This window comes from Streptomyces sp. NPDC050211 (assembly GCF_040656035.1).
In the GTDB taxonomy this organism is placed as follows: domain Bacteria; phylum Actinomycetota; class Actinomycetes; order Streptomycetales; family Streptomycetaceae; genus Streptomyces.
Map to the genome: position 1 here is coordinate 170,690 of NZ_JBFALC010000008.1, position 24,834 is coordinate 195,523.

The window sequence follows — 24,834 nt, forward strand, 5'->3', positions numbered from 1 at the left end:
GGTCACCAGCGGCCGATCTCGACGTTCTCCAGGACGCCGAGCGCGTCCGGCACCAGGACCGCGGCCGAGTAGTACGCCGTCACCAGGTAGTTGATGACCGCCTGTTCGTTGATGCCCATGAAGCGCACGGACAGGCTCGGCTCGATCTCGTCCGGGATCCCGGTCGCGTGCAGACCGACGACGCCCTGTTCGGACTCGCCGGTACGCATCGCGATGATCGAGGTCGTACGGGCGTCGGTGACCGGGATCTTGTTGCACGGGAACACCGGGACACCACGCCAGGTGGGGATGCGGTTGCCGCCGATGTCGATGGTCTCGGGCACCAGTCCGCGCTTGTTCAGCTCGCGGCCGAACGCGGCGATCGCGCGCGGGTGGGCGAGGAACAGCTTGGTGCCGCGGCGCCTGCTGAGCAGCTCGTCCATGTCGTCCGGGCCGGGCACGCCGTCGTGCGGCTGGATGCGCTGCTCGTACTCGCAGTTGTTGAGCAGTCCGAACTCGCGGTTGTTGATGAGCTCGTGCTCCTGGCGCTCCTTCAGCGCCTCGACCGTCAGCCTGAGCTGCTGCTCGGTCTGGTTCATCGGCTTGTTGTAGAGGTCGGCCACGCGCGAGTGGATGCGCAGGACGGTCTGGGCGACGCTCAGTTCGTACTCACGGGGCCTGGCCTCGTAGTCGACGAAGGTGTGCGGGATGTCCGGTTCACCGGAGTGGCCGGCCGAGAGGTCGATCTCCTTCTCGCCGTACTTGTTGGTCCGCTGCTCGGGGATCGCGCGCAGCTGCTCGAAGTGCGCGCTCAGGGAGTCGGCGCGCTCCGCGATCTGCTCGACGTCCTGGCGGGAGAGGACGAGCACCGTGCAGGCGGTGAGCGCGCGGGCCGTGTACTCCCAGATGGCGTCCGGGTCCAGCAGCGCCTGTTCGCCGAAGTAGGCACCGTCGGCGAGGACTCCGAGGCCCGCGTCGTCGCCGTACGGGCCGGTGCCGACCTTCTCGACCTTGCCGTGCGCGAGCAGATACACCTCGCCGGTCGGACTGCCGAACTCGGCGATCACCTGGCCGGGGGCGAACTCCTGCTGCCGGCACCGCTGGGCCAGCTCGGAGAGCACCTCCTCGTCCTCGTAGGACCGCAGGGCCGGCAGTTCGCGCAGCTCCGCGGGGATGACCTCGACCCGGTCGCCGGTCTTCACGAACGTCACGCGGGCGTCGCCCACGGCGTATGTGAGGCGGCGGTTCACTCGGTATGTGCCGCCCTCTACATTCACCCAGGGCAGCATGCGCAGCAGCCAGCGGGAGCTGATCTCCTGCATCTGGGGTACGGACTTGGTGGTGGTGGCCAGGTTCCGCGCGGCCGCCGTGCCGAGACTCTGCTGCGGCCTGTCCTGCTCGGTGCGGACCTCTTCGCCTACCGACATGTGGAATTGCCCTCCCGGTCTGCAACGGCGCCGATCTGCGCCGGGCATCGATCTGCACGGCAAAGCCTTCCATCACGGAGCGTGCTGGTGCTATTACACGAAAGAGCGGGAATGGATCACGGTCCGCTTGGGCATTCATGGGGACCCCGTCCACCGCCATCACCAGACGACCGCGTCCGGCGGGCGTCGCGCAGTGCGAAGGAGACGGTCATGGCCCCACCCATGTCCGCGGACAACTTCCTGAAGAGATTGCGTGCGGAAGGCTTAAAGGTCGTCGAGGTCGGCGACTGGCGGCATCACAACCGCAACCACAAAGGCCCGTGGGGACCGGTCCACGGCGTGATGATCCACCACACGGTGACCAAGGGCAGCAAGCACACGGTCGATCTGTGCCGGAACGGCTACGAGGGTCTGCCGGGACCCCTGTGCCAGGGCGTGATCACCAAGGACGGCACCGTCCACCTGGTCGGCTACGGCCGCGCCAACCACGCGGGTCTCGGCGACGACGACGTCCTGCGCGCGGTGATCGCCGAGAAGGCGCTCCCGCCGGACAACGAGGCCAACACCGACGGCAACCGCCACTTCTACGGCTTCGAGTGCGAGAACCTCGGCGACGGCAAGGACCCCTGGCCAGCGGCCCAGTTGGAGGCGATCGAGCGGGCCGCCGCCGCGGTCTGCCGCCACCACGGCTGGACGGAGCGCTCGGTCATCGGCCACCTGGAATGGCAGCCGGGGAAGGTGGACCCACGCGGGTTCACCATGGCGGCGATGCGGCAGCGCATCCGGGACCGGCTGAACTAAACCAGGCCGGGGGAAGTCGACTGCAGTTCGGCAGCGCCCCGAAGGGGCGCGGGGCTGTGTCTGATGTGCGGCTCCGCCGCGTGGGCGCGACCAGCCACGACGGCGCCGCAGCCGACCGACGGCACACCGCGGCACTTCCAGCGGAGCGCTCGGCGGCGACAATGGCGAGGTGCCCGGCCCCGACACCTCCCCGCTCACCGACCTGCACCCCCGCCTCCCCTCGCCCGTGCAGGAGGTCACGGACGACCGTTTCACCCGCTACGGCATCCGCCTGCTCCTCAAGCGCGATGACCTGATCCACCCGGAGCTGATCGGCAACAAATGGCGCAAGCTCGCGCCGAACCTCACCGCGGCGGCCGGACGCACCGTCGTCACCTTCGGCGGCGCCTACTCCAACCACCTGCGGGCCACGGCCGCCGCGGGCCGCCTCCTCGGCCTGCCCACGGTCGGCGTGGTCCGCGGCCAGGAACTCGCCGACCGCCCCCTCAACCCCTCCCTGGCCCGGTGCGCGGCCGACGGCATGCGCCTGCACTTCGTCGACAGATCGACGTACCGCCGCAAGTACGAGCCCGACACCCTGGCGGCCGTCCTGCGCGCGTTGAGCGCCGAGGACGCGTACGTCGTCCCCGAGGGCGGCAGCAACCGCCTTGCCGCACGCGGCTGTCAGGCGCTCGGCGAGGAGCTGCGGGGTCGCGCCGACGTCGTCGCGGTCGCCTGCGGCACCGGCGGCACACTCGCCGGACTGGCCGCGGGGCTCGCCCCCGACCAGCGCGCACTCGGCGTTCCGGTACTGAAGGGAGGTTTCCTGACCGCCGACGTCCAGGCCCTCCAGTCCCAGGCCTTCGGCGGCCCCCGCGGCACCTGGACCCTCGACGACCGCTTCCACTTCGGCGGCTACGCCCGCATCACCCCCGCCCTGGACGCCTTCGCCGACGACTTCGAGAAACGCCACGGCCTGCCTGTCGAACGTCTCTATGTCGCCAAGTTGCTGTACGCCCTTGTCGCCCTCGCGGCAGAGGGTGCCTTCCCGCCAGGGACGACGGTGGCGGCGATCATCACGGGCCGCCCCTTCGGCTGACCAAGCGCCCCGAAGGGGCGCGGGGCTGTGTCTGACATGCGGCTACCGCCGCGTGGGCGCGACCAGCCCCCACCGGCCCGCAGCGAACCAACTGCATATCCAGCGCTTACGTCGTCTCCCGGAACGCCGCCGCCTCCTCCAGGTCCAGCCTGCGCAGCAACGTCCGCAGCATCTCGTCGTCGATGTAGCGGCCGTCGCGCAGCTTGACGAACACCTCGCGTTCGGCGCCGATCATCTCCCGGGACAGGCGCCGGTAGGTGTCGTCGGCGGTTTCGCCGGTGACGGGGTTGACCGCGCCGAGGCGTTCCCAGACGGCGTTGCGGCGGCGCTCCAGGACGGTGCGGAGGCGGTCGGCGAGGGGCCCGGGGAGGGCGTTGCGTTCGTCGGAGAGGAGTTCGTCCAGGCGGCGCTCGGCGGCCCGGGAGGCCTGCGCCTGGGCGTTCGCCTCGGCGAGGGTCTCGGCCTGCTCGTCCCGGCCGGGTAGCTTCAGCAGGCGGATCAGCGGGGGCAGTGTGACGCCCTGCAGGACCAGCGTGCCGATGACCGTCGTGAAGGTCAGGAAGAGGATGAGGTTGCGCTCGGGGAAGGGCTCGCCGTCATCGACCGTCAGCGGGATCGAGAAGGCGATCGCCAGCGAGACCACCCCCCGCATCCCAGCCCAGGACATGACGAACAAGCCCTTCCAGACGGGGTACTGCCTGCGCTGACGGGCCCCCGCGAACAGCAGGCGCGACAGGTAGGCCAGCGGGTACACCCACACGAACCGGGCCGCGACGACGACCAGGAAGACGGCCACCGCGTACCAGGCCGCGGCAGCACCCTCGTACTCCCCGAGTCCCTCGAGAACGACCGGCAGTTGCAGTCCGATCAGCGCGAACACCGACGACTCCAGGACGAACGCCACCATCTTCCAGACCGCGTCCTCCTGGAGGCGGGTCGCGAAGTCGACCTCCCAGGCGCGATGTCCCAGGTAGAGGGCGACGACCACGACGGCGAGGACTCCTGAGGCGTGCACCTGCTCGGCGGCCGCGTAGGCGACGAAGGGGATCATCAGGGAGAGCGTGTTCTGCAGCAGCGCCTCCTTGACGTGGACGCGCAGCCAGTGGATCGGCACCATCAGCACCAGCCCGATGCCGACGCCGCCGACCGCCGCGACCACGAACTCGGCGATCCCGCCCGCCCAGGTGGCGCCCTCCCCGACCGCGGCGGCGAGGGCCACCCGGTAGGCGGTGATCGCGGTGGCGTCGTTCACCAGGGACTCGCCCTGGAGGATCGTGGTGATCCGGGACGGCAGCCCCACCCGGCGCGCGATCGCCGTCGCCGCCACCGCGTCCGGCGGCGCCACCACCGCGCCGAGCACCAGCGCCGCGGTCAGCGGCAGATCGGGCACGATCACATAGGCGGCCCAGCCGACGGCGAAGGTCGCGAAGAGCACGTATCCGACCGACAGCAGCGCCACGGGCCGCATTTGCGCGCGCAGATCGAGGTACGAGCTGTCGGTGGCCGCCGAGTGCAGCAGCGGAGGCAGGACGAGCGGCAGGACGATGTGCGGGTCGAGCGTGTAGTCGGGCACTCCGGGGACGTACGACACCGCCAGGCCGGCCGCGACAAGGAGCAGCGGAGCCGGCACCGGGGTGCGCCGGGCGGCCGCTGCGACGGCGGCGCTGCCCGCCACCAGCAACAGCAGTGGCATCACGTCCATCGTTCCCGCCCTCGTTTTTCCGCGCGGTCCTCCGCGCGCCCGACGTAACCTGGCAATCATGAAACAGTGCACGCACGCCGACGCGCTGCCGCACCCGGAACCCAAACCCCTGAGCGACACCTGTCCGGAGTGCCTGGCGGAGGGCCAGCATCCCGTACAGCTGCGGCTGTGTCTCACCTGCGGTCATGTCGGCTGCTGCGACTCTTCGCCCGGGAGGCACGCGGCGGAGCACCACAAGGACTCGGGGCATCCCATCATGCGGACGCACGAGCCCGGTGAGCACTGGCGCTGGTGCTTCGTCGACCATGTACTTGTGTGACGCTGTATTCGACGCATTCGACGTCTGATGCCCACGGTTCAAACGTGGGACGTCTGGGTACGTCAACCCGGCGCGCGCTCTTCCCAATTGGGCCCGCAGACCCCCTAGCCACGGAGCGTATCCGTGTGTTTACTATGAGTGACAGCAAGGGGTTGGGGTCCCGGGGACAGGAAACTCGAGAGCGCGGTAGCGTCACCGCTGAACACACTTCGCGTTACCCCGGGGGGCGACCCTCGGCCCCGAAAAGCTTGTACCACCTTGGAGGTGAGGGTGTCCCAGATCGCAGGCGAGCCCGCGACCCAGGACTTCGTGGAAGTCCGGCTGCCGGCTGCGGGTGCCTACCTGTCGGTGCTGCGTACGGCCACGGCCGGTCTCGCGGCCCGTTTGGACTTCACCCTCGACGAGATCGAGGACCTTCGCATCGCGGTGGACGAGGCCTGCGCGATCCTGCTGCAGCAGGCCGTGCCCGGCTCGGTGCTCAGCTGTGTCTTCCGTCTCGTCGACGACTCGCTCGAGGTCACCGTCTCGGCCCCGACCACTGACGGTCACGCCCCCGCGCGCGACACCTTCGCCTGGACTGTCCTGTCCGCCTTGGCGGGCAAGGTCTCCTCCGCGGTGGACGACGACAAGACCGTTTCGATCAGCCTCTACAAACAGCGCGGCGCGGGACCCGGGCCGGCGTGAAGGACGGGGACGGGCCGGTGCGGGAAGAAGAGCGCGGCACACGGGAGCTGCCGGCCGAGGGCACAAGCGGTCCGAGCGGTGCCCGAAGCATGGCTGACGGCATCGACGGCATCCCCGAGCAGGCCCGGCCACATCCGGAGGACGACGCCGACCTGACGGCGGCCGGCTTCCTGGACGACGGGCAGCGGGATCGGGATGGTGCCGTGCAGAGCGCGCCCCTCGAAGGCCGGATCGGGGTCTCTCCGGTCTGGGCAGGGGCGGCGGCTCGGGGAAGGGCGACGGGCGGGACGATGAGCGAGCACGAGCGAGACGATCAGCCGGGCGTGCCCAGCGTGCAGGTCACGCAGCACGACCCTCAGGACCGCAGCGGGGCGCGCGCCATGTTCGTCGAGCTGCGCACCCTGAAGGACGGCAGTCCGGAGTACGCGGAGCTGCGCAACAAGCTGGTCCGCATGCACCTGCCGCTCGTCGAGCATCTCGCGCGCCGCTTCCGCAACCGCGGAGAGCCGCTGGACGACCTGACCCAGGTCGCCACCATCGGCCTGATCAAGTCGGTCGACCGCTTCGACCCGGACCGCGGCGTCGAGTTCTCGACGTACGCGACCCCGACGGTCGTCGGCGAGATCAAGCGGCACTTCCGCGACAAGGGCTGGGCGGTGCGCGTCCCGCGCCGGCTGCAGGAGCTGCGCCTCGCGCTCACCACCGCCACGGCGGAGCTCTCGCAGCGGCACGGCCGCTCCCCGACGGTCCATGAACTGGCCGAGAAGCTGGGCATCTCGGAGGAGGAGGTCCTGGAGGGCCTGGAGTCGGCCAACGCGTACTCCACGCTGTCTCTGGACGTCCCCGACACCGACGACGAGTCCCCGGCGGTCGCGGACACGCTGGGCGCGTACGACGAGGCCCTGGAGGGCGTCGAGTACCGCGAGTCGCTCAAGCCGCTCCTCGAGGACCTGCCCCCGCGCGAGAAGCGGATCCTGCTGCTGCGCTTCTTCGGCAACATGACGCAGTCGCAGATCGCGCAGGAGGTCGGCATCTCACAGATGCATGTGTCGCGGCTGCTGGCACGGACGCTGGCACAGCTGCGGGAGAAGCTCCTCGTAGAGGAGTAAGGCGTAGATGAGTAAGGCGCAAAGGAGCAAGGCCTGCTTCGCGAACGCCTACTTCTGAGACGCGTTCCCGGGCCCCTGGATCCCGAGGGCTCGGGTCGTCTCGGCGTTCACCAGCAGCACCAGCGCCGTCACCGCCACCACGGCAAGCGCGATACCGCCGGGAATGGCCAGGCTGTCGGCCTGGAGCAGGTTGTAGGCCACCGGCAGCGCCAGAAGCTGCGTGATGACAGCCGGACCACGGCTCCAGCTGCGCCGGGCGAGCAGTCCGCAGGCGGCCAGCAGCGGCAGCAGCGCGAGGACGAGCACGGTGACACCACCGGTGATGGCCTGCTGCCGGTCGTCCGGGTCTCCCGTGATCCCCAGGACCAGCATCCAGACACCGCCGACCACCAGGGCGATCCCCTCCAGACCGGCCAGCGCGGCCGCCCAGGTCAGGCGCCGGGGGCGGGGTTCTGCGGCTTCCGGGGCGGCTTTTGAAGAGGGGTTCTGCTCACTGCTCACCCCTGAAGCGTAGCCCTCGCCATGTCCACCGCCGTGGCCAGGATCTCTTACGAGATCCCTACCTGGACTGGGCCCGGTACCACCCAGTAGGTACGCTGCAACGCATGCGTGCACTTCTCGTGGTCAATCCGGCGGCAACCACCACAAGCGCACGTACGCGCGATGTCCTGATCCATGCGCTCGCCAGCGAGATGAAGCTGGAGGCGGTCACCACCGAGTACCGCGGCCACGGACGCGACCTGGGCCGGCAGGCCGCGGAGAGCGACGACATCGATCTCGTGGTGGCCCTCGGCGGCGACGGCACGGTCAACGAGGTCGTCAACGGCCTGCTCCACGCCGGCCCCGATCCCGACCACCTCCCCCGCCTCGCCGTCGTCCCCGGCGGTTCGACCAACGTCTTCGCCCGCGCCCTCGGCCTGCCCAACGACGCCGTGGAGGCCACCGGCGCCGTACTGGACGCGCTGCGCGACAAAAGCGAGCGCACGGTCGGACTCGGACTCGCCGCGGGCACCCCGGGCACCGAGGACGAGGCCGTCCCGGCCCGCTGGTTCACCTTCAACGCGGGGCTCGGCTTCGACGGCGGTGTGGTCGGCCGGGTCGAACAGCAGCGGGAGCTCGGCAAGAAGTCGACCCACGCGCTCTACGTCCGCCAGGTCGTCCGTCAGCTGCTGGGTGAGTCCAACCGGAGGCACGGTTCGATCACGCTGGAGCGGGCCGGCGAGGAGCCGGTGACCGATCTGGTGGTGTCCATAGTCTCGAACACCGCTCCATGGACCTATCTGGGCAATCGCCCGATGTACGCCTCACCTAAGGCTTCGTTCGATACCGGGCTCGACGTATTCGGTCTGACCCGGCTGTCCATGCCGGCGGTCGCCCGGTATGGCACGCAGTTGCTCAATTCGTCCCCCGAGCACGGACCGCGTGGCAAGCACGCCGTGGGCCTGCACGACCTGGACCAGTTCACCTTGCAATCGAAGGCGCCACTACCCCTCCAGATGGACGGCGACCACCTAGGGCTGCGTACCAGCGTGACGTTCACAGGCGTACGCCGTGCACTGCGTGTGATTGTGTGAGCAGAAGGGGCTAAAGTCCTTTCACTCGAACGTTTAGGCCAGGGTCCACCCCATGGAAGTACGGCTGTGACCTAGTCGACACCGAGGAATCAAAAAAAACTTTCCGGAAGGGGTTGTATCCGCCGCTGAGGTTTGCGAGTCTCTACGTGGCGATCGGGACGGCCCGCAGAATCGGCCTCCACAGATCACCGGAACCCCTCTTCAATCCACAGGACCACGCCAGGGAAACCTGACGGTCGGCCCTTCACTTGTTGAGGGATTCGTGAAAGCGTTCACATTCACAAGCAATCAGCACGTAATACCAAGGAGAGGTAGCAGCCATGGACTGGCGTCACAACGCCGTTTGCCGCGAGGAAGACCCCGAGCTCTTCTTCCCCATCGGCAACACCGGTCCTGCGCTGCTGCAGATCGAGGAAGCCAAGGCCGTCTGCCGCCGCTGCCCCGTCATGGAGCAGTGCCTGCAGTGGGCGCTCGAGTCCGGTCAGGACTCCGGCGTCTGGGGTGGTCTCAGCGAGGACGAGCGCCGCGCCATGAAGCGCCGCGCCGCCCGCAACCGGGCCCGTCAGGCCTCCGCCTGACACACCCGCCCCGCACAGCCTGAGCTTGGCGGCGCGTACAGCGAGTACGCATCTCCCGCCCCCGAGCCGCAGCGCGCAGTACCCCCGATGCGCACATCACGCACGAGCACTGGCCTCGGACCACAGGATGGTCCGGGGCTCTTTGCTGTGCGCAAACGCTACGTGTGCTACTTGTTCGGCTGCACCGGGATGTCCAGGATCACTTGAGTGCCCCGCTCCGGCGCCGGCACCATGTCGAACGAGCCGCCCAACTCGCCTTCCACCAGCGTCCGTACGATCTGCAGCCCCAGGTTGCCCCCGGTGTGCGGGTCGAAGCCGGCGGGCAGCCCGACCCCGTCGTCCTGAACGGTGACAAGGAGCCGCGCCTCCTTCGTCGTACCGCCGCGGACGGCCATGACCTCGACGGTTCCCGTGTCGCCTTCGCGGAAGCCATGTTCGAGGGCGTTCTGGAGGACTTCGGTCAAGACCATGGACAACGGGGTGGCGACCTCGGCGTCCAGGATGCCGAAGCGTCCGGTTCGCCGGCCGGTGACCTTGCCGGGCGAGATCTCGGCGACCATCGCGAGGACCCGGTCCGCGATCTCGTCGAACTCCACGCGCTCGTCCAGGTTCTGGGAGAGCGTCTCGTGCACGATCGCGATCGACCCGACCCGCCGTACCGCCTCTTCGAGCGCCTCGCGCCCACGGTCGGACTCGATTCGGCGAGCCTGGAGGCGCAGCAGAGCCGCCACGGTCTGGAGGTTGTTCTTCACCCGGTGGTGGATCTCCCGGATGGTGGCGTCCTTGGTGATCAACTCGCGTTCACGGCGGCGTAGTTCGGTGACGTCGCGGAGCAGGACCAGCGAACCGATGCGGGTGCCCTTGGGCTTGAGCGGGATGGTGCGGAACTGGATCACCCCGTCATGGGCCTCGATCTCGAACTCGCGCGGCGCCCAGCCGCTGGCCACCTTGGCGAGCGCCTCGTCCACCGGGCCGCGGGACGGGGCGAGTTCGGCGGTGATCTTGCCGAGGTGGCAGCCGACGAGGTCGGCGGCGAGGCCCATGCGGTGGTAGGCGGAGAGCCCGTTCGGGGAGGCGTACTGGACGATGCCGTCCGCGTCGAGCCGGATCAGTCCGTCGCCGACACGCGGGGCGGCGTCCATGTCCATCTGCTGGTTGGGGAACGGGAACGAGCCCGCCGCGATCATCTGCGCGAGGTCGGACGCGCTCTGGAGATACGTCAACTCCAGGCGGCTCGGGGTGCGGACGGTCAGCAGGTTGGTGTTGCGCGCGATGACACCGAGGACGCGCCCTTCCCGTCGTACCGGAATGGACTCGACCCGGACCGGCACCTCTTCTCGCCACTCGGGGTCGCCCTCGCGCACGATCCGGCCCTCGTCGTGGGCGGCGTCCAGCATGGGGCGCCGGCCGCGCGGGACGAGGTGGCCGACCATGTCGTCCTGGTAGGAGGTGGGGCCCGTGTTGGGGCGCATCTGGGCGACGGAGACATAGCGGGTTCCGTCGCGGGTGGGGACCCACAGGACGAGGTCGGCGAAGGATAGGTCGGAGAGCAGCTGCCACTCCGAGACCAGCAGATGCAGCCACTCGAGATCTGAGTCGTCGAGAGCGGTGTGCTGGCGGACCAGTTCGTTCATGGAGGGCACGTGTGCGAGCGTACCTGGCGGTTTGTACGGCTCTGAAATGTACGGGCTCTCATACGACCTGCCGTACGGCCCCGAAGACACCCGCGGGCCGCGGCGCCTGAGAGGGACCCTCAACCCTCCCGGCACCGCAGCCCGGAGCAGCATCGGCCGTGGGGTGTGCGGTCCCGGTCGGCCGAAGGATGAGGATCCGGGGCAGTCAGGGCAGAGAGCTCCGGTTCCTCGTCCGCCTTCCTGTGCGGGGAAGACGGAGGCTCTAGTGAAGCGCGCCGTGCTTGATACGCACTTGAGCTTCCCTACGCATTGTGGACTAGACCACTAGGCATGTCCATGCATCGGGAGCTGTTTTGTTGTTGAACCCTGTGCGTTGTTGGCGCTTCGCAGCCTAACCCGCTCGGGCTACGCGCGGGGCCAGATGGCCATGGCAATTTCCGCGAGCGCTTCCAGTTCTTCCCGGCTCGCGCCGTCGCGCGCCTGCTGGGACATGCCCTGGATCATCGCACCCGTGTGCCGGGCGAGCGCGGCGGCGTCGGCGCCGGCGGGGAGTTCACCTGCGGCGATGTCCGCTCTGATACGGCGCTCGAAGGCGGCGATGTTGGCGTTGCGCCGGTCGCGCAGGAATGCCTCCACCTCGGGATTGCTGCAGTTGGTCGCCGCATGGACTACCAGACATCCGTGCGGAAGGCCGGGTTCCGTGTACTTCGCGGCGGCTTCCCGCAGCATGCGGGCGACGGCGGCCCGGGCGGTGGGTTCCTCGGCGAGCGCGCGGTCACCGAAGGAGCCGTACCGGGTGCCGTACTCGCTGACGACCTCCGCGAAGAGTGCCTGCTTGTCGCCGAACGCCGCGTACAGGCTCGGGGCGCCGATGCCCATCACGCGGGTGAGGTCGGAGACGGAGGTCGCCTCATAGCCGTGCTCCCAGAAGGCCATGATCGCCTTCTCCAGGGCGGTTTCCCGGTCGAAGGAGCGGGGGCGGCCGCGCGCCTTGCCCTTCGCCCTCGCCTGCACGCCGGTCTCCTCGGTTCCCACCATGGGGTTCATTTTATAGCGGGTGCTAGAGAAATGTCGGTGGGGTGTTGTACGGTCTTTTTGTAGCGACCACTAGACAAATGCGAGAGGGCGTCGGCATGGGCGTGCTTGCCGGGAAGACGGCACTGGTGACGGGTGCGAGCAGGGGCATCGGGCGAGGGATCGCCGAGCGGCTGGGGCGTGACGGGGCACGGGTCGCGGTGCACTACGGCAGGAGCGAGGCGGCCGCGAAGGAGACGGTCGCCGCGATCGAGGCGACGGGCGGCTCGGCGTTCGCGATCGGCACCGAGCTGGGGCTGCCGGGGGACGCGGAGGCGCTGTGGGAGGAGTTCGACCGGCATGCGGACGGGCTGGACATCCTGGTGAACAACGCCGGGATCGGTGCGTCCCGGCCGATCGGGGAGATCAACGAGGAGGAGTACGACCGGGTCTTCGCGGTCAATGTGAAGGCACCGTTCTTCATCGCCCAGCACGGCCTGGCGCGGCTGCGCGACGGCGGACGAGTCATCAACATCTCGTCGGGGCTGGCCCGGACCGCGGCGATGCCGGACAACATGGCGTACGCCATGACGAAGGGCGCCCTCGATGTCTTCTCCCGCGACCTGTCCAAGGTGCTGGGCTCGCGGACCATCACGGTGAACTCGGTGGCGCCGGGGATCATCGCCACCGACAACACGTATGAGCTGCTGCATGCGAGCGAGGAGGCATGGGGCGAGGCAGCGGCGATATCCGCGCTCGGGCGTGTGGGCGAGACGGCCGATGTGGCGGAGGTGGTGGCGTTTCTGGCGTCCGAGGGAGGACGCTGGGTGACCGGGAGCTGGGTGGATGCGACCGGAGGTTCGCTGACCTGAGGGACGACCGCCGTTGCTCCGGACCACCTGGGACACAAGGCCCGTCTCTGTTAGATTGGTCTAAACCACATAGCCCCTACGGGTCCCCCAGAGCCCCTCTTCTCAGATCGGCAGGCCCAGCGTGGAAGTTGTCATCGTTCCGGACGCCAAGGCGGGTGGCGAGCTGATCGCCGAGGCCATGGCGCAACTCCTGCAGCGCAAGCCCGATGCCCTGCTCGGCGTGGCCACCGGGTCGACGCCGCTGCCCATCTACGAGGCGCTGGCCGCCAAGGTGAAGTCCGGTGCCGTGGATGCCTCTCGGGCGCGGATCGCCCAACTCGACGAGTACGTGGGGCTGCCGGCCGAGCATCCGGAGTCGTACCGTTCGGTGCTGCGGCGGGAGGTGCTGGAGCCGCTGGGGCTCGGGATGGACGCGTTCATGGGGCCGGACGGTACAGCCGAGGACGTGCAGGGGGCGTGCGAGGCGTATGACGCCGCGTTGGGCGCCGCCGGTGGGGTGGATCTGCAGTTGCTCGGGATCGGGACGGACGGGCACATCGGGTTCAACGAGCCGTGCTCGTCGCTGGCCTCACGGACTCGGATCAAGACGTTGACCGAGCAGACGCGGGTGGACAACGCGCGGTTCTTTGACGGGGACATTGAGCAGGTGCCGCATCACGTCATCACTCAGGGGATCGGGACGATCCTTGAGGCTCGGCATCTGGTGTTGCTCGCCACGGGTGAGGGGAAGGCGGATGCGGTGGCGGCGACGGTGGAAGGGCCGGTTGCCGCGGTGTGTCCGGCGTCAGCGTTGCAGTTGCATCCGCATGCGACGGTTGTTGTGGATGAGGGGGCTGCGTCGAAGTTGAAGCTGGGGGATTACTTTCGGCATACGTTTGCCAATAAGCCGGAGTGGCAGGGGATCTGAGCGCCTGCCGGGTTCGGTTTCTGACCGGCTGCGGCGCCGTCGTGGCTTGTCGCGCAGTTCCCCGCGCCCCTGACCACGTTCAAGGCGCCGGTCCCTGTCCAGGAACCGGCGCCTTCGTCCTCGTACTCCTCACACGCCCGCTATGACCTCCGCCGCCGCGCTCCCGCACACCCGTGCCGCCCCGTGCGTCGCTATGTGCAGCGCGCCCCTCGGGGTCGCCTGGGGTACGCCCATTTCGACCACGATGGTGTCGGGGCGGTCCCGTAGCAGCGTGTCGAGGGCTGCTGACATCCAGGGGTGGCGGTGTTCGTCGCGGAGGACGGCGATGATGCGGTGGCCGTTGGCTGCGGCGAGGGCCTTGGGGCCTGCCTCGTCGCCTGTGAAGCTGCCTGTCTCCGTGCCGGGGAGCAGGCGGGTCAGTTCCGCGGCGACGCCCCAGGGGGTTTCGTCGCCGACGGCTATGTTCGCGACCGGGGTGAAGGCGGCGACGTAGGGGGCCTTGGTCAGGGGGGCGTAGGGCTCCGCGGCCGTCACTGTCAGGGCGCGGCGGGCCGCGATGAGGCCGATGTCCGTTCGGGGCTCGCCCGTGTTCGTCGTCGGGGCTTCGGATGTCCAGTGGGCCAGTGCGCGGACGCGTTCCGCCGCGTCCGCCAGGCGCTCCTCGGGGAGTTGGCCCGAGCGGACGGCTGAGATGAGGGCGTCGCGCAGGCGGCGTACGGTCTCGTCGTCCGCGAGGCCGCCGCCCACGCAGATCGCGTCGGCGCCGGCTGCGATGGCGAGGACGCTGCCGCGTTCGATGCCGTAGGTGGCGGCGATGGCCTGCATCTCCATGCCGTCTGTGACGATCAGGCCGTCGTAGCCGAGCCGGCCGCGCAGCAACTCCGTCAGGACCGGGCGGGAGAGGGTGGCCGGGCGGTCCGGGTCCAGGGCCGGGACCAGGATGTGGGCGCTCATCACCGCGCGGGTGCCGGCGGCGATGGCGGCGCGGAACGGGCAGAGTTCGCGGGACGACAGCACCGAGGCGTCGGCGTCGATGCGGGGCATCGCGTGGTGGGAGTCGACCGCGGTGTCTCCGTGGCCCGGGAAGTGCTTGGTGCAGGCGGCCACTCCGGCCGACTGGAGGCCGGTGACGTAGGCGGCGGTGTGGCGGGCGACGAGGTCCGTGTCGGCGCCGAAGGAGCGGACGCCGATGACCGGGTTGGAGGGGTTGGAGTTCACGTCGGCGGACGGCGCCCAGTTGAGGTTCACTCCGCACTCGGCGAGACGGCGGCCGAGTTCGTACGCCACCTCCTCGGTGAGCGAGACGTCGTCGACCGCGCCCAGCGCATGGTTGCCGGGGAACGAGGAACCGGTCCGCACCTCCAGGCGGGTGACATCACCGCCCTCCTCGTCGATCGCGACCAGCACGTCATCGCGTTCGGCGCGCAACTGGGCGGTGAGTGCGGCCAGTTGGTCGGGGGAGGCGATGTTGCGGCCGAACAGGCCCACGGAGGCCAGGCCCTCGCCGAGGCGGCGCAGCAGCCAGTCGGGGGCGGTGGTGCCCGGGAAGCCGGGCTGGAGGACGGTCAGCGCATCGCGCGTCAGGGTGTCTGTGCCGCTGGCGAATGTCGTCATCGGGTGGCGTTATCCCTTCACGGCGCCCGCGGTCAGACCCGCGGCCATCTTGCGCTGGACGAGGAGGAACAGGACGACGATCGGCACGGCCATCATCGTGGCGCCGGCCATCATCGGGGCGAACTCGGTGCCGTGCTTGGTGCTGAAGTTGCTGAGCCACACGGTCGCGGTCTGGTTGTTCTGGCTGAGCAGCATCAGGGCGTAGAGGTATTCGTTCCAGGCCTGGATGAAGCCGTAGACCGAGGTGGCGACCATGCCCGGAGCGAGCAGCGGGAAGACGACCCGGACGAAGGCGCCGGTACGGGTGCAGCCGTCGACCATCGCCGCCTCCTCCAGCTCCTTCGGGATGTTGACGATGAAGCCGCGCAGGGTCCACACCGTGAAGGGCAGGATGAAGGTCAGGTACGTGATGATCAGACCGCTCAGCCTGTCGTACTGACCGAGGTCGTTGAGCAGCAGGAAGACCGGGATGATCATGGCGACCAGCGGGACCATCTGGACCGCCAGGATGCCGACGATCACGATCTTGCGGCCGCGGAAGGCGAATCGGGAGATCGCCAACGCGGCCAGCAGGCCTACGACCATCCCGACCACGACCACCGCCAGCGACACGATCAGGCTGCGGCCGACCGGACCCCAGAAGTCCGCGATGTCCAGCGCCCGGCCGAAGTTGGAGAAGGTCAGGGCGGTCGGCCACAGGCTCGGGTCCGGGTCGATGGCGTCCTTCTCCGGCTTGAACGCCGTGTTCAGCATCCAGTAGACCGGGAAACCCGCGGTGAGGAAGACGAGGAGGCCCAGGAGGTTCCAGCCCGCCTTGGACTTCCGGGGGGCCCGAGGGACCACGGTGCTCATTCGACCTCTCCGATCTTCAGCATCTGGCGCATGTAGACGGCCACGACGCCCAGCAGCAACACCACGGTGAGCAGGGCGATCGCCGAGCCCTGCGCGTAGTCGTTGACCACGAAGGCACGGTCGTACGAGTAGGTGGTGAGGATCTGGAACTCGGCCTCGGGATGGCCGTTGCGCATCACGAAGACCTGCGGGAAGACGCCCATGTCCCAGATGACCGACAGGGTCGTCAGCATCACGATGATCGGCTTGAGGATGGGGAGCGTGACATAACGGAACACGCCCCAGGCGCCCGCGCCGTCCAGCCGGGCCGCCTCCTCCATCTCCTTGGGGACCTGGGTCAGACCGGCGCTCAGCGTGATGACCACGAAGGGCACGGCGCCCCAGACCACCAGCAGCATGATGACCGCGAGGCCCTCCGGTCCGCTCGCGAACCAGTTGTGGCCGATCATCTCCACGCCGGGCAGCTTGCTGAGCAGCGCGTTGAGGATGCCGTAGTCCGCGTCGAACAGCCACTTGAAGACCGTGGTCGCCACGATGATCGGCATGCCCCAGCTCGCCACCAATGCGATGTTGATCAGGGTCTTCATCCAGCCGGAGACCCGCTGGAGGAGCAGCGCGATCAGCATGCCGATGACCATCGTGAAGATCACGCAGCCGGCCGCGAAGATGATCGTCCGTACGACGACCGTCCAGAACTGGCCGTCGCCCAGCACCTTGGTGAAGTTGTCGAGCCCGACCGACTCCGCCGGCTCGAAGCCCCACAGCTGGGACTGGCCGAACTCCTGGAAGGAGAGGGTGACCAGACGGACCAGGGGGTAGCCGAGGACAAGCACGAGGATGAGGAGGCAGGGGGCGAGCAGCAGCCAGGGCAGGCCGCGTCCGCCCGACTTCGTCCGGCCTTTCGGTGGCTGCTTCGCGACAGCCGGTGGTGGGGGCGACTGCCGCCGCGGCGGCACCTTGGCAGGGGTGGTCGTGTCTGCGGCACTCATCCGCGCGCTCCTCAGCGGTCCCTCAGGTCGTACGGAAAACGTCGTACGGAAAACAGGGCCCCGTCCCCGGAAACCCCCCGGGGTCAACGGGGCCCTGCCTCAGGTCACTTGGTGTTGATGACCTTGTCGATCGCGGCGTCCGCTTCCTTCGCGGCGGCCTCGACCGTCTTCTTGCCGGTGCCGATGCTTTGCAGCATGGTCTGCAGGATCTGGGCCTTCTCGACCTGGCCCCAGCCCGGCGCCATCGGGACGAACCAGTTGGACTCGGCCGCGGTGGCCGGCACGGCCGTCGCCGGGTCGTTCTTGAGGGTGGCGAGGTCGGTCTTGTTGTTGGGCAGGTTGCCCTTGGCGATCAGGCCCTTCTGGCCGGAGGCGCCCGCGAAGGCGTTGATCCACTCGGCGGCGACCGCCTGCGCGTCGGACTTCACCGGGACGGCGAGGTCGGAGCCGCCCAGGAAGACCGGGAGGTTCTTGCCGGACGGGCCGGGCATCACGAAGTTCTCGAGGTTGCCCTTGAGCTTGCCGGTCTTGTCGTTCTTCGGGTCCTCGGAGGTCGCGCCCTCCCAGGCCGCGCCGAAGATCATGGCGGACTTGCCCTGGCCGTAGACGATGTAGCGGTCGGACTCGTCCTTGGTCTTGTCGCCGTGCATGTACTTGTCGACGACGTTCTTGAACTCCTCCAGGCCCTTGACCGACTCCGGCGAGGAGAGATTGGCCTTCCACTCGCCGCCGGACTCCTCGGCGATGGAGCCGCCGGCGTCGTAGACGAAGGACATGGCCGCGTACCAGTCACGGGTGGGCTGGTACCAGGCGCTGAACTTGTCGCCCTCCTCCTTCTGGATCTTGTCCAGGGCGGAGGTCAGCTCCTCGTACGTCTTCGGCGGGGACTTCACGCCGACCGAAGCCGCCACGTCCTTGCGCCAGTTGGCGACCCGGCCGCCGGCGTAGTACGGGACGCCGTATGTCTTGCCGTCGTACGTCACCGAGGCCTTGAGGCCGTCCAGCCAGGCGTCCGCGTTGTCGAACTTGGCCGGGTCGACGGGGGCGAAGGCGCCCTTGACCATGTAGCCGAGCATCTCGGTGTTGCCCATCTCGACCACGTCGGGGGCTTTGTCGGTGGCGAGGACGGCGTCGAGCTTGGTGTTCTTGTCGGGCCAGCCGTAGTACTCGTGGTTGATCTTGATGCCGGGGTGCTTCTTCTTGATCGCGTCGTCCGCGGCCTTCACCAGCTCGGGCCAGTTGTTCTGCGCGTCGACGGTGAGCCAGACGGTCAGCTCCTTGGCGTCCGCGCCGGTGTTGTCCGAACCCCCGCTGTCACTGTCCCCGCACGCCGCGAGGGACACCATCATGCCCGCGATACCGATCGCGACTGTCAGCTTGCGCTTCACGCCACCCTCCTCAGGGATGCCCCCCCGTACCGCCATCGGGGCCGGGACTGGACCAATGGTGTAGACCAGTACCGGGAGCCTGGACCAGACCAAGACGCCTGTCAAGAGGGTTCGAAACGGCTCCGACCAGCCGTTATGCGACCTACATATGCAGGAACCTTTAAGTAAGAAGACAGCGAAATCGGCGCGCACGGAGTACTGTCGTCCGCTAGACCACTTACCTCTGTGGACTAGACCAAAAGAGGCGGCGACGGTATACAGAGGGGATCACGATGTGATCCGCATCCGGAGCCGGGAAGGCAGAGCATGAGCACCGACGTCAGCAGTGCGGAGAACGAGGGTGGGGCCACCGTCCGTACCGCGCGCGTGCCCAAGTACTACCGCTTGAAGAAGCATCTGCTCGACATGACGGAGACGCAGGCGCCCGGCACCCCGGTCCCGCCCGAGCGCACGCTCGCCGCGGAGTTCGACACCTCGCGCACCACCGTGCGCCAGGCGCTGCAGGAACTGGTCGTCGAGGGACGCCTGGAGCGGATCCAGGGCAAGGGCACCTTCGTCGCCAAGCCCAAGGTCTCGCAGGCGCTCCAACTCACCTCGTACACCGAGGACATGCGCGCCCAGGGCCTCGAACCCACCTCGCAGCTCCTCGACATCGGCTACATCACCGCCGACGACCGCCTCGCCGATCTGCTCGACATCACAGCCGGCGGCCGGGTGCTGCGCATCGAGCGGCTGCGCATGGCCAACGGCGAGCCGATGGCGATCGAGACGACCCACCTGAGCGCCAAGCGCTTCCCGGCGCTCAGGCGCAGCCTGGTGAAGTACACCTCCCTCTACACCGCCCTCGCCGAGGTCTACGACGTCCACCTCGCCGAGGCCGAGGAGACCATCGAGACCTCCCTGGCCACCCCCCGCGAGGCCGGCCTGCTCGGCACCGACGTCGGCCTGCCGATGCTGATGCTGTCCCGCCACTCACTGGACCGGGAGGGACAGCCGGTGGAGTGGGTGCGCTCGGTGTACCGGGGGGACCGCTACAAGTTCGTGGCCAGACTCAAGCGGCCGCAGGAATAGGGTCCGTTCGTAGAGCGAACACCTGCACGCGGTGTAGCGCAGATCACATTCCTGTTCTACGGTCCTCCCGTCATCGCATGGACGGGAGGGCGAGCCGGTGCGCACCGCGAACGTTCGAACGATCGTCATCTGGAGTCTTGTCGCGCTGGTCGGAGCCGTCGGCTGGGCGGTGCTCGCGCTGGCCAGGGGCGAGGACGTGTCCGCCGCCTGGATGGTCGCGGCGGCCCTCGGCTCGTACGCGATCGGCTACCGCTTCTACGCCAAGTTCATCGCGTACAAGGTCCTGAAGGTCGACAAGACCCGGGCCACTCCGGCGGAGCGGCTGAACAACGGCATCGACTTCCATCCCACCGACCGCCGGGTCCTGCTGGGCCACCACTTCGCCGCGATCGCGGGCGCCGGACCGCTGGTCGGGCCGGTCCTCGCGGCGCAGATGGGCTATCTGCCGGGCACGATCTGGATCATCGCGGGCGTCATCTTCGCGGGTGCGGTCCAGGACATGGTGGTGCTGTTCTTCTCCACTCGGCGGGACGGCAGGTCGCTGGGCCAGATGGCGCGGGAGGAGATCGGCCCGTTCGGCGGTGCGGCGGCGCTGCTGGCCGCCTTCGCCATCATGATCATCCTGCTCGGGGTGCTGGCGCTGGTCATCGTCAATGCCCTCGCGCAGTCCCCGTGGGGCACCTTCTCCATCGCGATGACGGTCCCGATCGCGCTGCTGATGGGCTTCTACCTACGGGTACTGCGCCCCGGCCGGGTCGCCGAGGTCTCCCTCATCGGCGTCGCGCTGCTGCTGCTCGCGCTGGTCGCGGGCCGCTGGGTCGCCGAGTCGTCCTGGGCCGACACCTTCACCCTCGCGCCGTCCACGCTGGTCGTCTGGCTGGTGGCGTACGGCTTCATCGCCTCGATCCTGCCGGTGTGGATGCTGCTCGCGCCCCGCGACTACCTCTCCACCTTCATGAAGATCGGCACCATCGGGCTGCTGGCGCTCGGCGTCGTGATCGCGTTGCCGACGCTGAAGATGCCCGCGGTCACCGACTTCGCCTCGCGCGGTGACGGGCCGGTGTTCGCGGGTTCGCTGTTCCCGTTCGTCTTCATCACCATCGCCTGCGGCGCCCTGTCCGGCTTCCACTCGCTCATCTCGTCGGGTACGACGCCGAAGATGATCCAGAAGGAGACGCAGGTCCGGATGATCGGCTACGGCTCCATGCTGATGGAGTCGTCGGTCGCGATCATGGCGCTGGTGGCGGCGAGCATCATCGACCCGGGCCTGTACTTCGCGATGAACGCGCCGGCCGGGGTCATCGGCACGACCGTGGAGAACGCCTCGCAGGTGGTGGGCAGTTGGGGCTACCAGATCACCCCCGCCGAACTCGCCAAGGCGGCCCAGGACGTGGAGGAGTCGACGCTGCTGTCCCGCACCGGCGGCGCACCCACGCTCGCCGTAGGGGTCTCGCAGATCTTCTCCGAGGTGACCGGCGGAGGCCTCAAGGCCTTCTGGTATCACTTCGCGATCATGTTCGAGGCGCTGTTCATCCTGACCGCGCTGGACGCCGGCACCCGTGTGGGCCGCTTCATGCTCCAGGACACCCTCGGCAACATCTACCGGCCGTTCAAGAACGTCAGCTGGAAGCCCGGCCTGGTCATCACCAGCGCCCTCGTGTGCGGGCTGTGGGGCTACTTCCTGTGGGTCGGCGTCCATGAACCCCTCGGCGGAATCAACCAGCTCTTCCCGATCTTCGGCATCTCCAACCAGCTGCTGGCCGCCGTCGCGTTGGCCGTCTGCACGACCCTGCTGGTGAAGTCCGGCCGCCTCAAGTGGGCCTGGATCACCGGCGTTCCGCTCGCCTGGGACGCGACGGTCACCCTGACCGCCAGCTGGCAGAAGGTGTTCTCCTCCGATCCGAAGGTCGGCTTCTTCAAGCAGCGCCAGGTGTTCCAGGACGCCATCGACCGGGGCGAGGTGCTGGCGCCCGCCAAGTCCATGGACGACATGCGCACCGTGGTCACCAACTCCACGGTGGACGGCGTCCTCACCGCGATCCTGGCGATCCTGATCGTCGTCGTGATCGTCGACGCGACCCGCGTCTGCGTCCGGCACATCCGCCGCCCCGCCCTGTCCACGCTGAGCGAGGCACCGTACGTCGAGTCCAAGATCGTCGCCCCGGCCGGGCTGATCCCGACCCGGGAGGAGAAGGAGGAGGAGCGCGATGCGGTCGGCAGTGGCACGGGCGCTTAGGGGCGTGCGCTGGTACGTGCGGGAGTTGACCGACGAGTCTGCCTACGACCGCTATGTCGCGCACGTACGAAAAGACCACCCTCAGGCCGAGGTGCCGTCCCGGCGTGATTTCGAGCGGATGCGGACGGACCGGCAGGAGGGGGATCCGCGGCAGGGGTTCCGCTGCTGCTGAACACGCCTGGTGAGGCCCCGAATGAGGATGCCAGGTGAGGATCGCGCCCGGAATGCGGACGGGGACTTCCGCTTTCGCGACACCGTGACCTAGATTGCCTGCGCGTTACACAGGTGATCAGTGAGGGGACGGAGCCGGCGGATGTCACAAACATCGGAAGTGAACAGAGGGACGGTGACACCCGCCAGGGTCGTCATCGCGCTCTGCCTATTCGCGCCCTTCGTGGCGATGCTGTGGGTGGGTTCGTACGCGAAGGAGGACCCGGCCTTCATCGGCATCCCGTTCTTCTACTGGTACCAGATGGCCTGGGTGGTCCTCTCCACCGTGCTGACGATGGTCGCGTACAAGCTGTGGCAGCGTGACCAGCGGGCACGCAAGGGGGGTGCCGAAAAGTGAAGGACGGCGTGAACGGCGTCGCACTCGCCGTCTTCATCCTCTTCTTCGTGGCCGTCACGGTCATGGGCTTCCTCGCCTCGCGCTGGCGCAGGGCCGAGAACGAGCAGACCCTGGACGAATGGGGCCTGGGCGGGCGCTCGTTCGGCACCTGGATCACCTGGTTCCTGCTCGGCGGCGACCTGTACACGGCGTACACCTTCGTCGCCGTACCGGCGGCGATCTACGCGGCGGGCGCGGCCGGCTTCTTCGCGGTGCCGTACACGATCCTCATCTACCCGATGATGTTCGTCTTCCTGCCGCGCCTGTGGTCGGTCTCGCACAAGCACGGCTACGTCACCACGTCGGACTTCGTCCGGGGCCGCTACGACTCCAAGGGGCTGTCGCTGGCGGTCGCCGTCACCGGCATCCTCGCCACGATGCCGTACATCGCGCTCCAACTGGTCGGCATCCAGGCCGTGCTGGACGTGATGGGCGTCGGCGGCGGCGAGGACACCAACTGGTTCATCAAGGACCTGCCGCTGCTGATCGCCTTCGGCGTGCTGGCCGCGTACACGTACTCCTCGGGTCTGCGGGCCCCGGCGCTGATCGCGTTCGTGAAGGACGCGCTGATCTACATCGTCATCGCGGTCGCGGTCATCTACATCCCGATCAAACTGGGCGGGTTCGACGACATCTTCGCCAAGGCGAGCGCCGCGTTCAGCCAGACCAACCCGGCGACGGGCGCGCCACGCGGTGCGACGGTGCCGGGCGACGCGACCCAGTGGACGTACGCCACCCTGGCCCTCGGCTCGGCGCTCGCGCTGTTCATGTACCCGCACTCGGTGACGGCCGTGCTCTCCAGCCGCAGCCGTGACGTCATCCGCCGCAACTCCACGATCCTGCCGCTGTACTCGCTGATGCTGGGCCTGCTCGGTCTGCTGGGCTTCATGGCGATCGCGGCCGGAATCAAGGTGGAGAACGGCCAGTTGGCGATCCCGCAGCTGTTCGAGACCATGTTCCCCGACTGGTTCGCGGGCGTGGCCTTCGCGGCGATCGGCATCGGCGCGCTGGTACCGGCGGCGATCATGTCCATCGCGGCGGCCAACCTCTTCACCCGCAACATCTACAAGGACTTCATCAAGCCTGACGCCACGCCGGCGCAGGAGACCAAGGTCTCCAAGCTGGTGTCCCTGCTCGTGAAGGTGGGCGCACTGGTCTTCGTCCTGACCATGGACAAGACGGTCGCGATCAACTTCCAGCTCCTCGGCGGCATCTGGATCCTCCAGACCTTCCCGGCCCTGGTCGGCGGCCTCTTCACCCGCTGGTTCCACCGCTGGGCCCTGCTCGCCGGCTGGGCGGTCGGCATGATCTACGGCACAGTCGCCGCGTACGGCGTCGCCTCCCCGACCCAGGACCACTTCGGCGGCTCCAACAAGGAGATCCCCGGCATCGGCGAGATGGGCTACATCGGCCTCACGGCGTTCGTCCTGAACCTCGTGGTGACGGTCGTCCTCACCTTCGCCCTGAAGGCGATGAAGGCCCCCGAGGGCGTGGACCAGACAAGCCCGGAGGACTACACGGGCGAGGCAGGCGACCCGGGAGTCAAGACGGAACTGCCTCCGGCGACTGCCGGCGCCGTTCACTGAGCTGTACGTCAGAGCACGGGCCGTCGGAGAAATCCGGCGGCCCGTTGTCGTACCTGTCCGGCACACTCACCTGCATGGACATAGTGATCCGGCCCGTAGAACCCACCGAATACGGAGCCCTCGGCGACATCACAGCCCAGGCCTACCTCCAGGACGGCCTCCTGACCTTCGGCGAGAGTGACTGGTACCTGGGCGAACTGAAAGACATCGCGAAGCGCGCCGCCGACGCCGACGTCCTCGTGGCCACACAGGGCGACCAACTCCTCGGCGGAGTCACCTTCGTCCCCTCCCCCGGCCCCATGGCCGAACTCGCCCGCCCCGGAGAAGCGGAGATCCGCATGCTCGCCGTGGCTCACGCGGCCCGCGGCAAAGGCGCCGGAGAAGCCCTCGTACGAGCCTGCGTCGACCGGGCGAGAACCGCGGAGCGCACCGCCGTCGTCCTGTCGACCCAGCGCACCATGCACGCCGCCCACCGCATCTACGAGCGTCTCGGCTTCACCCGCGCCCCCGAACGCGACTGGAACCCGATCCCGGGCACCGAGTTCACTCTCCTCACCTATGAATTGACGCTCTGAAGTCACCGCGACACAACATATAGGGGTGTCACCAGAACCCGGCACAAGATGTATGCTCATGCTCGCTGTCGCCGCAGGGGAATCCGGTGCGAATCCGGAACTGTCCCGCAACGGTGTACTCATGCGTGTTCATACACGTATGGGAGTCAGTCCGAGGACCTGCCGACAGCGCGCCCGGCCACCCGGCCGGTGCGCCCGACGTCCGGGCCTCGTGGAATGGGCCGGTGGGCGCGACGCC

Annotated in this window: 24 protein-coding genes and 1 riboswitch; of the genes, 15 read left to right on the top strand and 9 right to left on the bottom strand. The window is 68.5% G+C overall.

The genetic code is table 11. The features are described 5' to 3' along the window. Positions 1–2: 2 nt before the first annotated feature. Positions 3–1,406 (bottom strand): family 2B encapsulin nanocompartment shell protein, encoded by a 1,404-nt coding sequence (locus AB0I98_RS11380; RefSeq protein WP_362938741.1) that lies wholly within the window; start codon positions 1,404–1,406, stop codon positions 3–5. Between the two features lie 210 nt (positions 1,407–1,616). Between AB0I98_RS11380 and AB0I98_RS11385 the strand changes: the two genes are divergently transcribed. Beyond that, a complete protein-coding gene (locus AB0I98_RS11385; protein WP_362938744.1) occupies positions 1,617–2,207 on the top strand; it encodes an N-acetylmuramoyl-L-alanine amidase in 591 nt (196 codons plus the stop codon). 169 nt (positions 2,208–2,376) lie between these two features. Further along, complete coding sequence (locus AB0I98_RS11390) at positions 2,377–3,285, top strand: pyridoxal-phosphate dependent enzyme (protein ID WP_362938747.1); 909 nt, start codon at positions 2,377–2,379, stop codon at positions 3,283–3,285. A gap of 106 nt (positions 3,286–3,391) precedes the next feature. Here AB0I98_RS11390 and AB0I98_RS11395 read toward each other — a convergent pair whose 3' ends face one another. Next, a complete protein-coding gene (locus tag AB0I98_RS11395) occupies positions 3,392–4,987 on the bottom strand; it encodes a Na+/H+ antiporter (RefSeq protein ID WP_362938750.1) in 1,596 nt (531 codons plus the stop codon). A 58-nt stretch (positions 4,988–5,045) separates the two neighbouring features. Between AB0I98_RS11395 and AB0I98_RS11400 the strand changes: the two genes are divergently transcribed. The 3 genes from AB0I98_RS11400 to AB0I98_RS11410 all read left to right on the top strand — a co-directional run bounded on the left by AB0I98_RS11400 (position 5,046) and on the right by AB0I98_RS11410 (position 7,099). Further along, a complete protein-coding gene (locus AB0I98_RS11400) occupies positions 5,046–5,306 on the top strand; it encodes a UBP-type zinc finger domain-containing protein (protein ID WP_362938753.1) in 261 nt (86 codons plus the stop codon). Between the two features lie 270 nt (positions 5,307–5,576). After that, complete coding sequence (locus AB0I98_RS11405; protein WP_030784224.1) at positions 5,577–5,990, top strand: anti-sigma regulatory factor; 414 nt, start codon at positions 5,577–5,579, stop codon at positions 5,988–5,990. Then, positions 5,987–7,099 carry an RNA polymerase sigma factor SigF gene (locus tag AB0I98_RS11410; protein ID WP_362938756.1) on the top strand — a complete coding sequence of 371 codons (1,113 nt, stop codon included), beginning with the start codon at positions 5,987–5,989 and terminating at the stop codon, positions 7,097–7,099. The genes AB0I98_RS11405 and AB0I98_RS11410 overlap by 4 nt, the downstream gene beginning before the upstream one ends. Positions 7,100–7,147: 48 nt before the next feature. Here AB0I98_RS11410 and AB0I98_RS11415 read toward each other — a convergent pair whose 3' ends face one another. Beyond that, positions 7,148–7,600 carry a hypothetical protein gene (locus AB0I98_RS11415; protein WP_362938759.1) on the bottom strand — a complete coding sequence of 151 codons (453 nt, stop codon included), beginning with the start codon at positions 7,598–7,600 and terminating at the stop codon, positions 7,148–7,150. 104 nt (positions 7,601–7,704) lie between these two features. Between AB0I98_RS11415 and AB0I98_RS11420 the strand changes: the two genes are divergently transcribed. Next, a complete protein-coding gene (locus tag AB0I98_RS11420; protein WP_362938762.1) occupies positions 7,705–8,673 on the top strand; it encodes a diacylglycerol kinase family protein in 969 nt (322 codons plus the stop codon). A 320-nt stretch (positions 8,674–8,993) separates the two neighbouring features. Next, positions 8,994–9,251: a WhiB family transcriptional regulator gene (locus tag AB0I98_RS11425; protein WP_016639615.1), complete on the top strand. Its 258-nt coding sequence runs from the start codon at positions 8,994–8,996 to the stop codon at positions 9,249–9,251. Positions 9,252–9,418: 167 nt separating this feature from the next. Here AB0I98_RS11425 and AB0I98_RS11430 read toward each other — a convergent pair whose 3' ends face one another. Then, positions 9,419–10,894: a PAS domain-containing sensor histidine kinase gene (locus tag AB0I98_RS11430; protein WP_362938765.1), complete on the bottom strand. Its 1,476-nt coding sequence runs from the start codon at positions 10,892–10,894 to the stop codon at positions 9,419–9,421. A 396-nt stretch (positions 10,895–11,290) separates the two neighbouring features. Next, complete coding sequence (locus AB0I98_RS11435) at positions 11,291–11,923, bottom strand: TetR/AcrR family transcriptional regulator (protein ID WP_362938767.1); 633 nt, start codon at positions 11,921–11,923, stop codon at positions 11,291–11,293. A 95-nt stretch (positions 11,924–12,018) separates the two neighbouring features. On the opposite strand from AB0I98_RS11435, the gene AB0I98_RS11440 reads away from it, so the two are divergent. Together AB0I98_RS11440 and nagB are read left to right on the top strand one after the other, a co-directional pair. Further along, positions 12,019–12,771, top strand: coding sequence for an SDR family oxidoreductase (locus tag AB0I98_RS11440; RefSeq protein WP_362938895.1), 753 nt, complete (start codon positions 12,019–12,021; stop codon positions 12,769–12,771). 121 nt (positions 12,772–12,892) lie between these two features. Beyond that, on the top strand, positions 12,893–13,678 hold the full coding sequence (gene nagB / locus AB0I98_RS11445) for a glucosamine-6-phosphate deaminase (RefSeq protein ID WP_362938770.1): 786 nt from the start codon (positions 12,893–12,895) through the stop codon (positions 13,676–13,678). Between the two features lie 129 nt (positions 13,679–13,807). On the opposite strand, the gene AB0I98_RS11450 is transcribed toward nagB, so the two are convergent. The 4 genes from AB0I98_RS11450 to AB0I98_RS11465 all read right to left on the bottom strand — a co-directional run bounded on the left by AB0I98_RS11450 (position 13,808) and on the right by AB0I98_RS11465 (position 18,521). Then, the gene (locus AB0I98_RS11450) at positions 13,808–15,292 is read right to left on the bottom strand and encodes a glycoside hydrolase family 3 protein (RefSeq protein ID WP_362938773.1); all 1,485 of its coding nucleotides are present in this window, start codon (positions 15,290–15,292) and stop codon (positions 13,808–13,810) included. Positions 15,293–15,301: 9 nt separating this feature from the next. Next, entirely contained in the window at positions 15,302–16,144 is an 843-nt protein-coding gene (locus AB0I98_RS11455; protein ID WP_362938776.1) for a carbohydrate ABC transporter permease, read from the bottom strand. Further along, the gene (locus AB0I98_RS11460) at positions 16,141–17,133 is read right to left on the bottom strand and encodes a sugar ABC transporter permease (protein WP_362938779.1); all 993 of its coding nucleotides are present in this window, start codon (positions 17,131–17,133) and stop codon (positions 16,141–16,143) included. The genes AB0I98_RS11455 and AB0I98_RS11460 overlap by 4 nt, the downstream gene beginning before the upstream one ends. 104 nt (positions 17,134–17,237) lie before the next feature. Beyond that, the gene (locus tag AB0I98_RS11465) at positions 17,238–18,521 is read right to left on the bottom strand and encodes an extracellular solute-binding protein (protein WP_362938782.1); all 1,284 of its coding nucleotides are present in this window, start codon (positions 18,519–18,521) and stop codon (positions 17,238–17,240) included. Between the two features lie 306 nt (positions 18,522–18,827). Between AB0I98_RS11465 and AB0I98_RS11470 the strand changes: the two genes are divergently transcribed. From AB0I98_RS11470 to AB0I98_RS11495, 6 genes are all read left to right on the top strand, one after another. After that, complete coding sequence (locus AB0I98_RS11470; protein ID WP_362938785.1) at positions 18,828–19,592, top strand: GntR family transcriptional regulator; 765 nt, start codon at positions 18,828–18,830, stop codon at positions 19,590–19,592. Positions 19,593–19,689: 97 nt separating this feature from the next. Then, complete coding sequence (locus AB0I98_RS11475; RefSeq protein ID WP_362938788.1) at positions 19,690–21,828, top strand: carbon starvation CstA family protein; 2,139 nt, start codon at positions 19,690–19,692, stop codon at positions 21,826–21,828. Next, positions 21,800–22,000, top strand: a complete 201-nt coding sequence (locus tag AB0I98_RS11480) for a YbdD/YjiX family protein (protein ID WP_362938791.1) — start codon at positions 21,800–21,802, stop codon at positions 21,998–22,000. The genes AB0I98_RS11475 and AB0I98_RS11480 overlap by 29 nt, the downstream gene beginning before the upstream one ends. Positions 22,001–22,141: 141 nt before the next feature. Continuing rightward, complete coding sequence (locus AB0I98_RS11485) at positions 22,142–22,396, top strand: DUF3311 domain-containing protein (protein ID WP_362938794.1); 255 nt, start codon at positions 22,142–22,144, stop codon at positions 22,394–22,396. Next, positions 22,393–24,021 carry a monocarboxylate uptake permease MctP gene (mctP, locus tag AB0I98_RS11490; protein WP_362938797.1) on the top strand — a complete coding sequence of 543 codons (1,629 nt, stop codon included), beginning with the start codon at positions 22,393–22,395 and terminating at the stop codon, positions 24,019–24,021. Before AB0I98_RS11485 ends, mctP begins: the two co-directional genes overlap by 4 nt. Positions 24,022–24,095: 74 nt before the next feature. Beyond that, the gene (locus tag AB0I98_RS11495; RefSeq protein WP_362938800.1) at positions 24,096–24,596 is read left to right on the top strand and encodes a GNAT family N-acetyltransferase; all 501 of its coding nucleotides are present in this window, start codon (positions 24,096–24,098) and stop codon (positions 24,594–24,596) included. A gap of 22 nt (positions 24,597–24,618) precedes the next feature. Next, positions 24,619–24,778, top strand: a riboswitch (cobalamin riboswitch). Positions 24,779–24,834 lie beyond the last annotated feature (56 nt).

What these genes read in the sequence shown, in the direction of transcription:
- AB0I98_RS11385 (WP_362938744.1), top strand. Translation starts at nt 1,617, where the DNA reads ATGGCCCCACCCATGTCCGCGGACAACTTCCTGAAGAGATTGCGTGCG.
- AB0I98_RS11450 (WP_362938773.1), bottom strand. Translation starts at nt 15,292, where the DNA reads ATGACGACATTCGCCAGCGGCACAGACACCCTGACGCGCGATGCGCTG.
- AB0I98_RS11470 (WP_362938785.1), top strand. Translation starts at nt 18,828, where the DNA reads ATGAGCACCGACGTCAGCAGTGCGGAGAACGAGGGTGGGGCCACCGTC.
- AB0I98_RS11455 (WP_362938776.1), bottom strand. Translation starts at nt 16,144, where the DNA reads ATGAGCACCGTGGTCCCTCGGGCCCCCCGGAAGTCCAAGGCGGGCTGG.
- AB0I98_RS11395 (WP_362938750.1), bottom strand. Translation starts at nt 4,987, where the DNA reads ATGGACGTGATGCCACTGCTGTTGCTGGTGGCGGGCAGCGCCGCCGTC.
- AB0I98_RS11420 (WP_362938762.1), top strand. Translation starts at nt 7,705, where the DNA reads ATGCGTGCACTTCTCGTGGTCAATCCGGCGGCAACCACCACAAGCGCA.
- AB0I98_RS11380 (WP_362938741.1), bottom strand. Translation starts at nt 1,406, where the DNA reads ATGTCGGTAGGCGAAGAGGTCCGCACCGAGCAGGACAGGCCGCAGCAG.
- AB0I98_RS11400 (WP_362938753.1), top strand. Translation starts at nt 5,046, where the DNA reads ATGAAACAGTGCACGCACGCCGACGCGCTGCCGCACCCGGAACCCAAA.
- AB0I98_RS11440 (WP_362938895.1), top strand. Translation starts at nt 12,019, where the DNA reads ATGGGCGTGCTTGCCGGGAAGACGGCACTGGTGACGGGTGCGAGCAGG.
- AB0I98_RS11485 (WP_362938794.1), top strand. Translation starts at nt 22,142, where the DNA reads ATGTCACAAACATCGGAAGTGAACAGAGGGACGGTGACACCCGCCAGG.
- AB0I98_RS11435 (WP_362938767.1), bottom strand. Translation starts at nt 11,923, where the DNA reads ATGGTGGGAACCGAGGAGACCGGCGTGCAGGCGAGGGCGAAGGGCAAG.
- AB0I98_RS11460 (WP_362938779.1), bottom strand. Translation starts at nt 17,133, where the DNA reads ATGAGTGCCGCAGACACGACCACCCCTGCCAAGGTGCCGCCGCGGCGG.
- AB0I98_RS11495 (WP_362938800.1), top strand. Translation starts at nt 24,096, where the DNA reads ATGGACATAGTGATCCGGCCCGTAGAACCCACCGAATACGGAGCCCTC.
- AB0I98_RS11480 (WP_362938791.1), top strand. Translation starts at nt 21,800, where the DNA reads ATGCGGTCGGCAGTGGCACGGGCGCTTAGGGGCGTGCGCTGGTACGTG.
- AB0I98_RS11425 (WP_016639615.1), top strand. Translation starts at nt 8,994, where the DNA reads ATGGACTGGCGTCACAACGCCGTTTGCCGCGAGGAAGACCCCGAGCTC.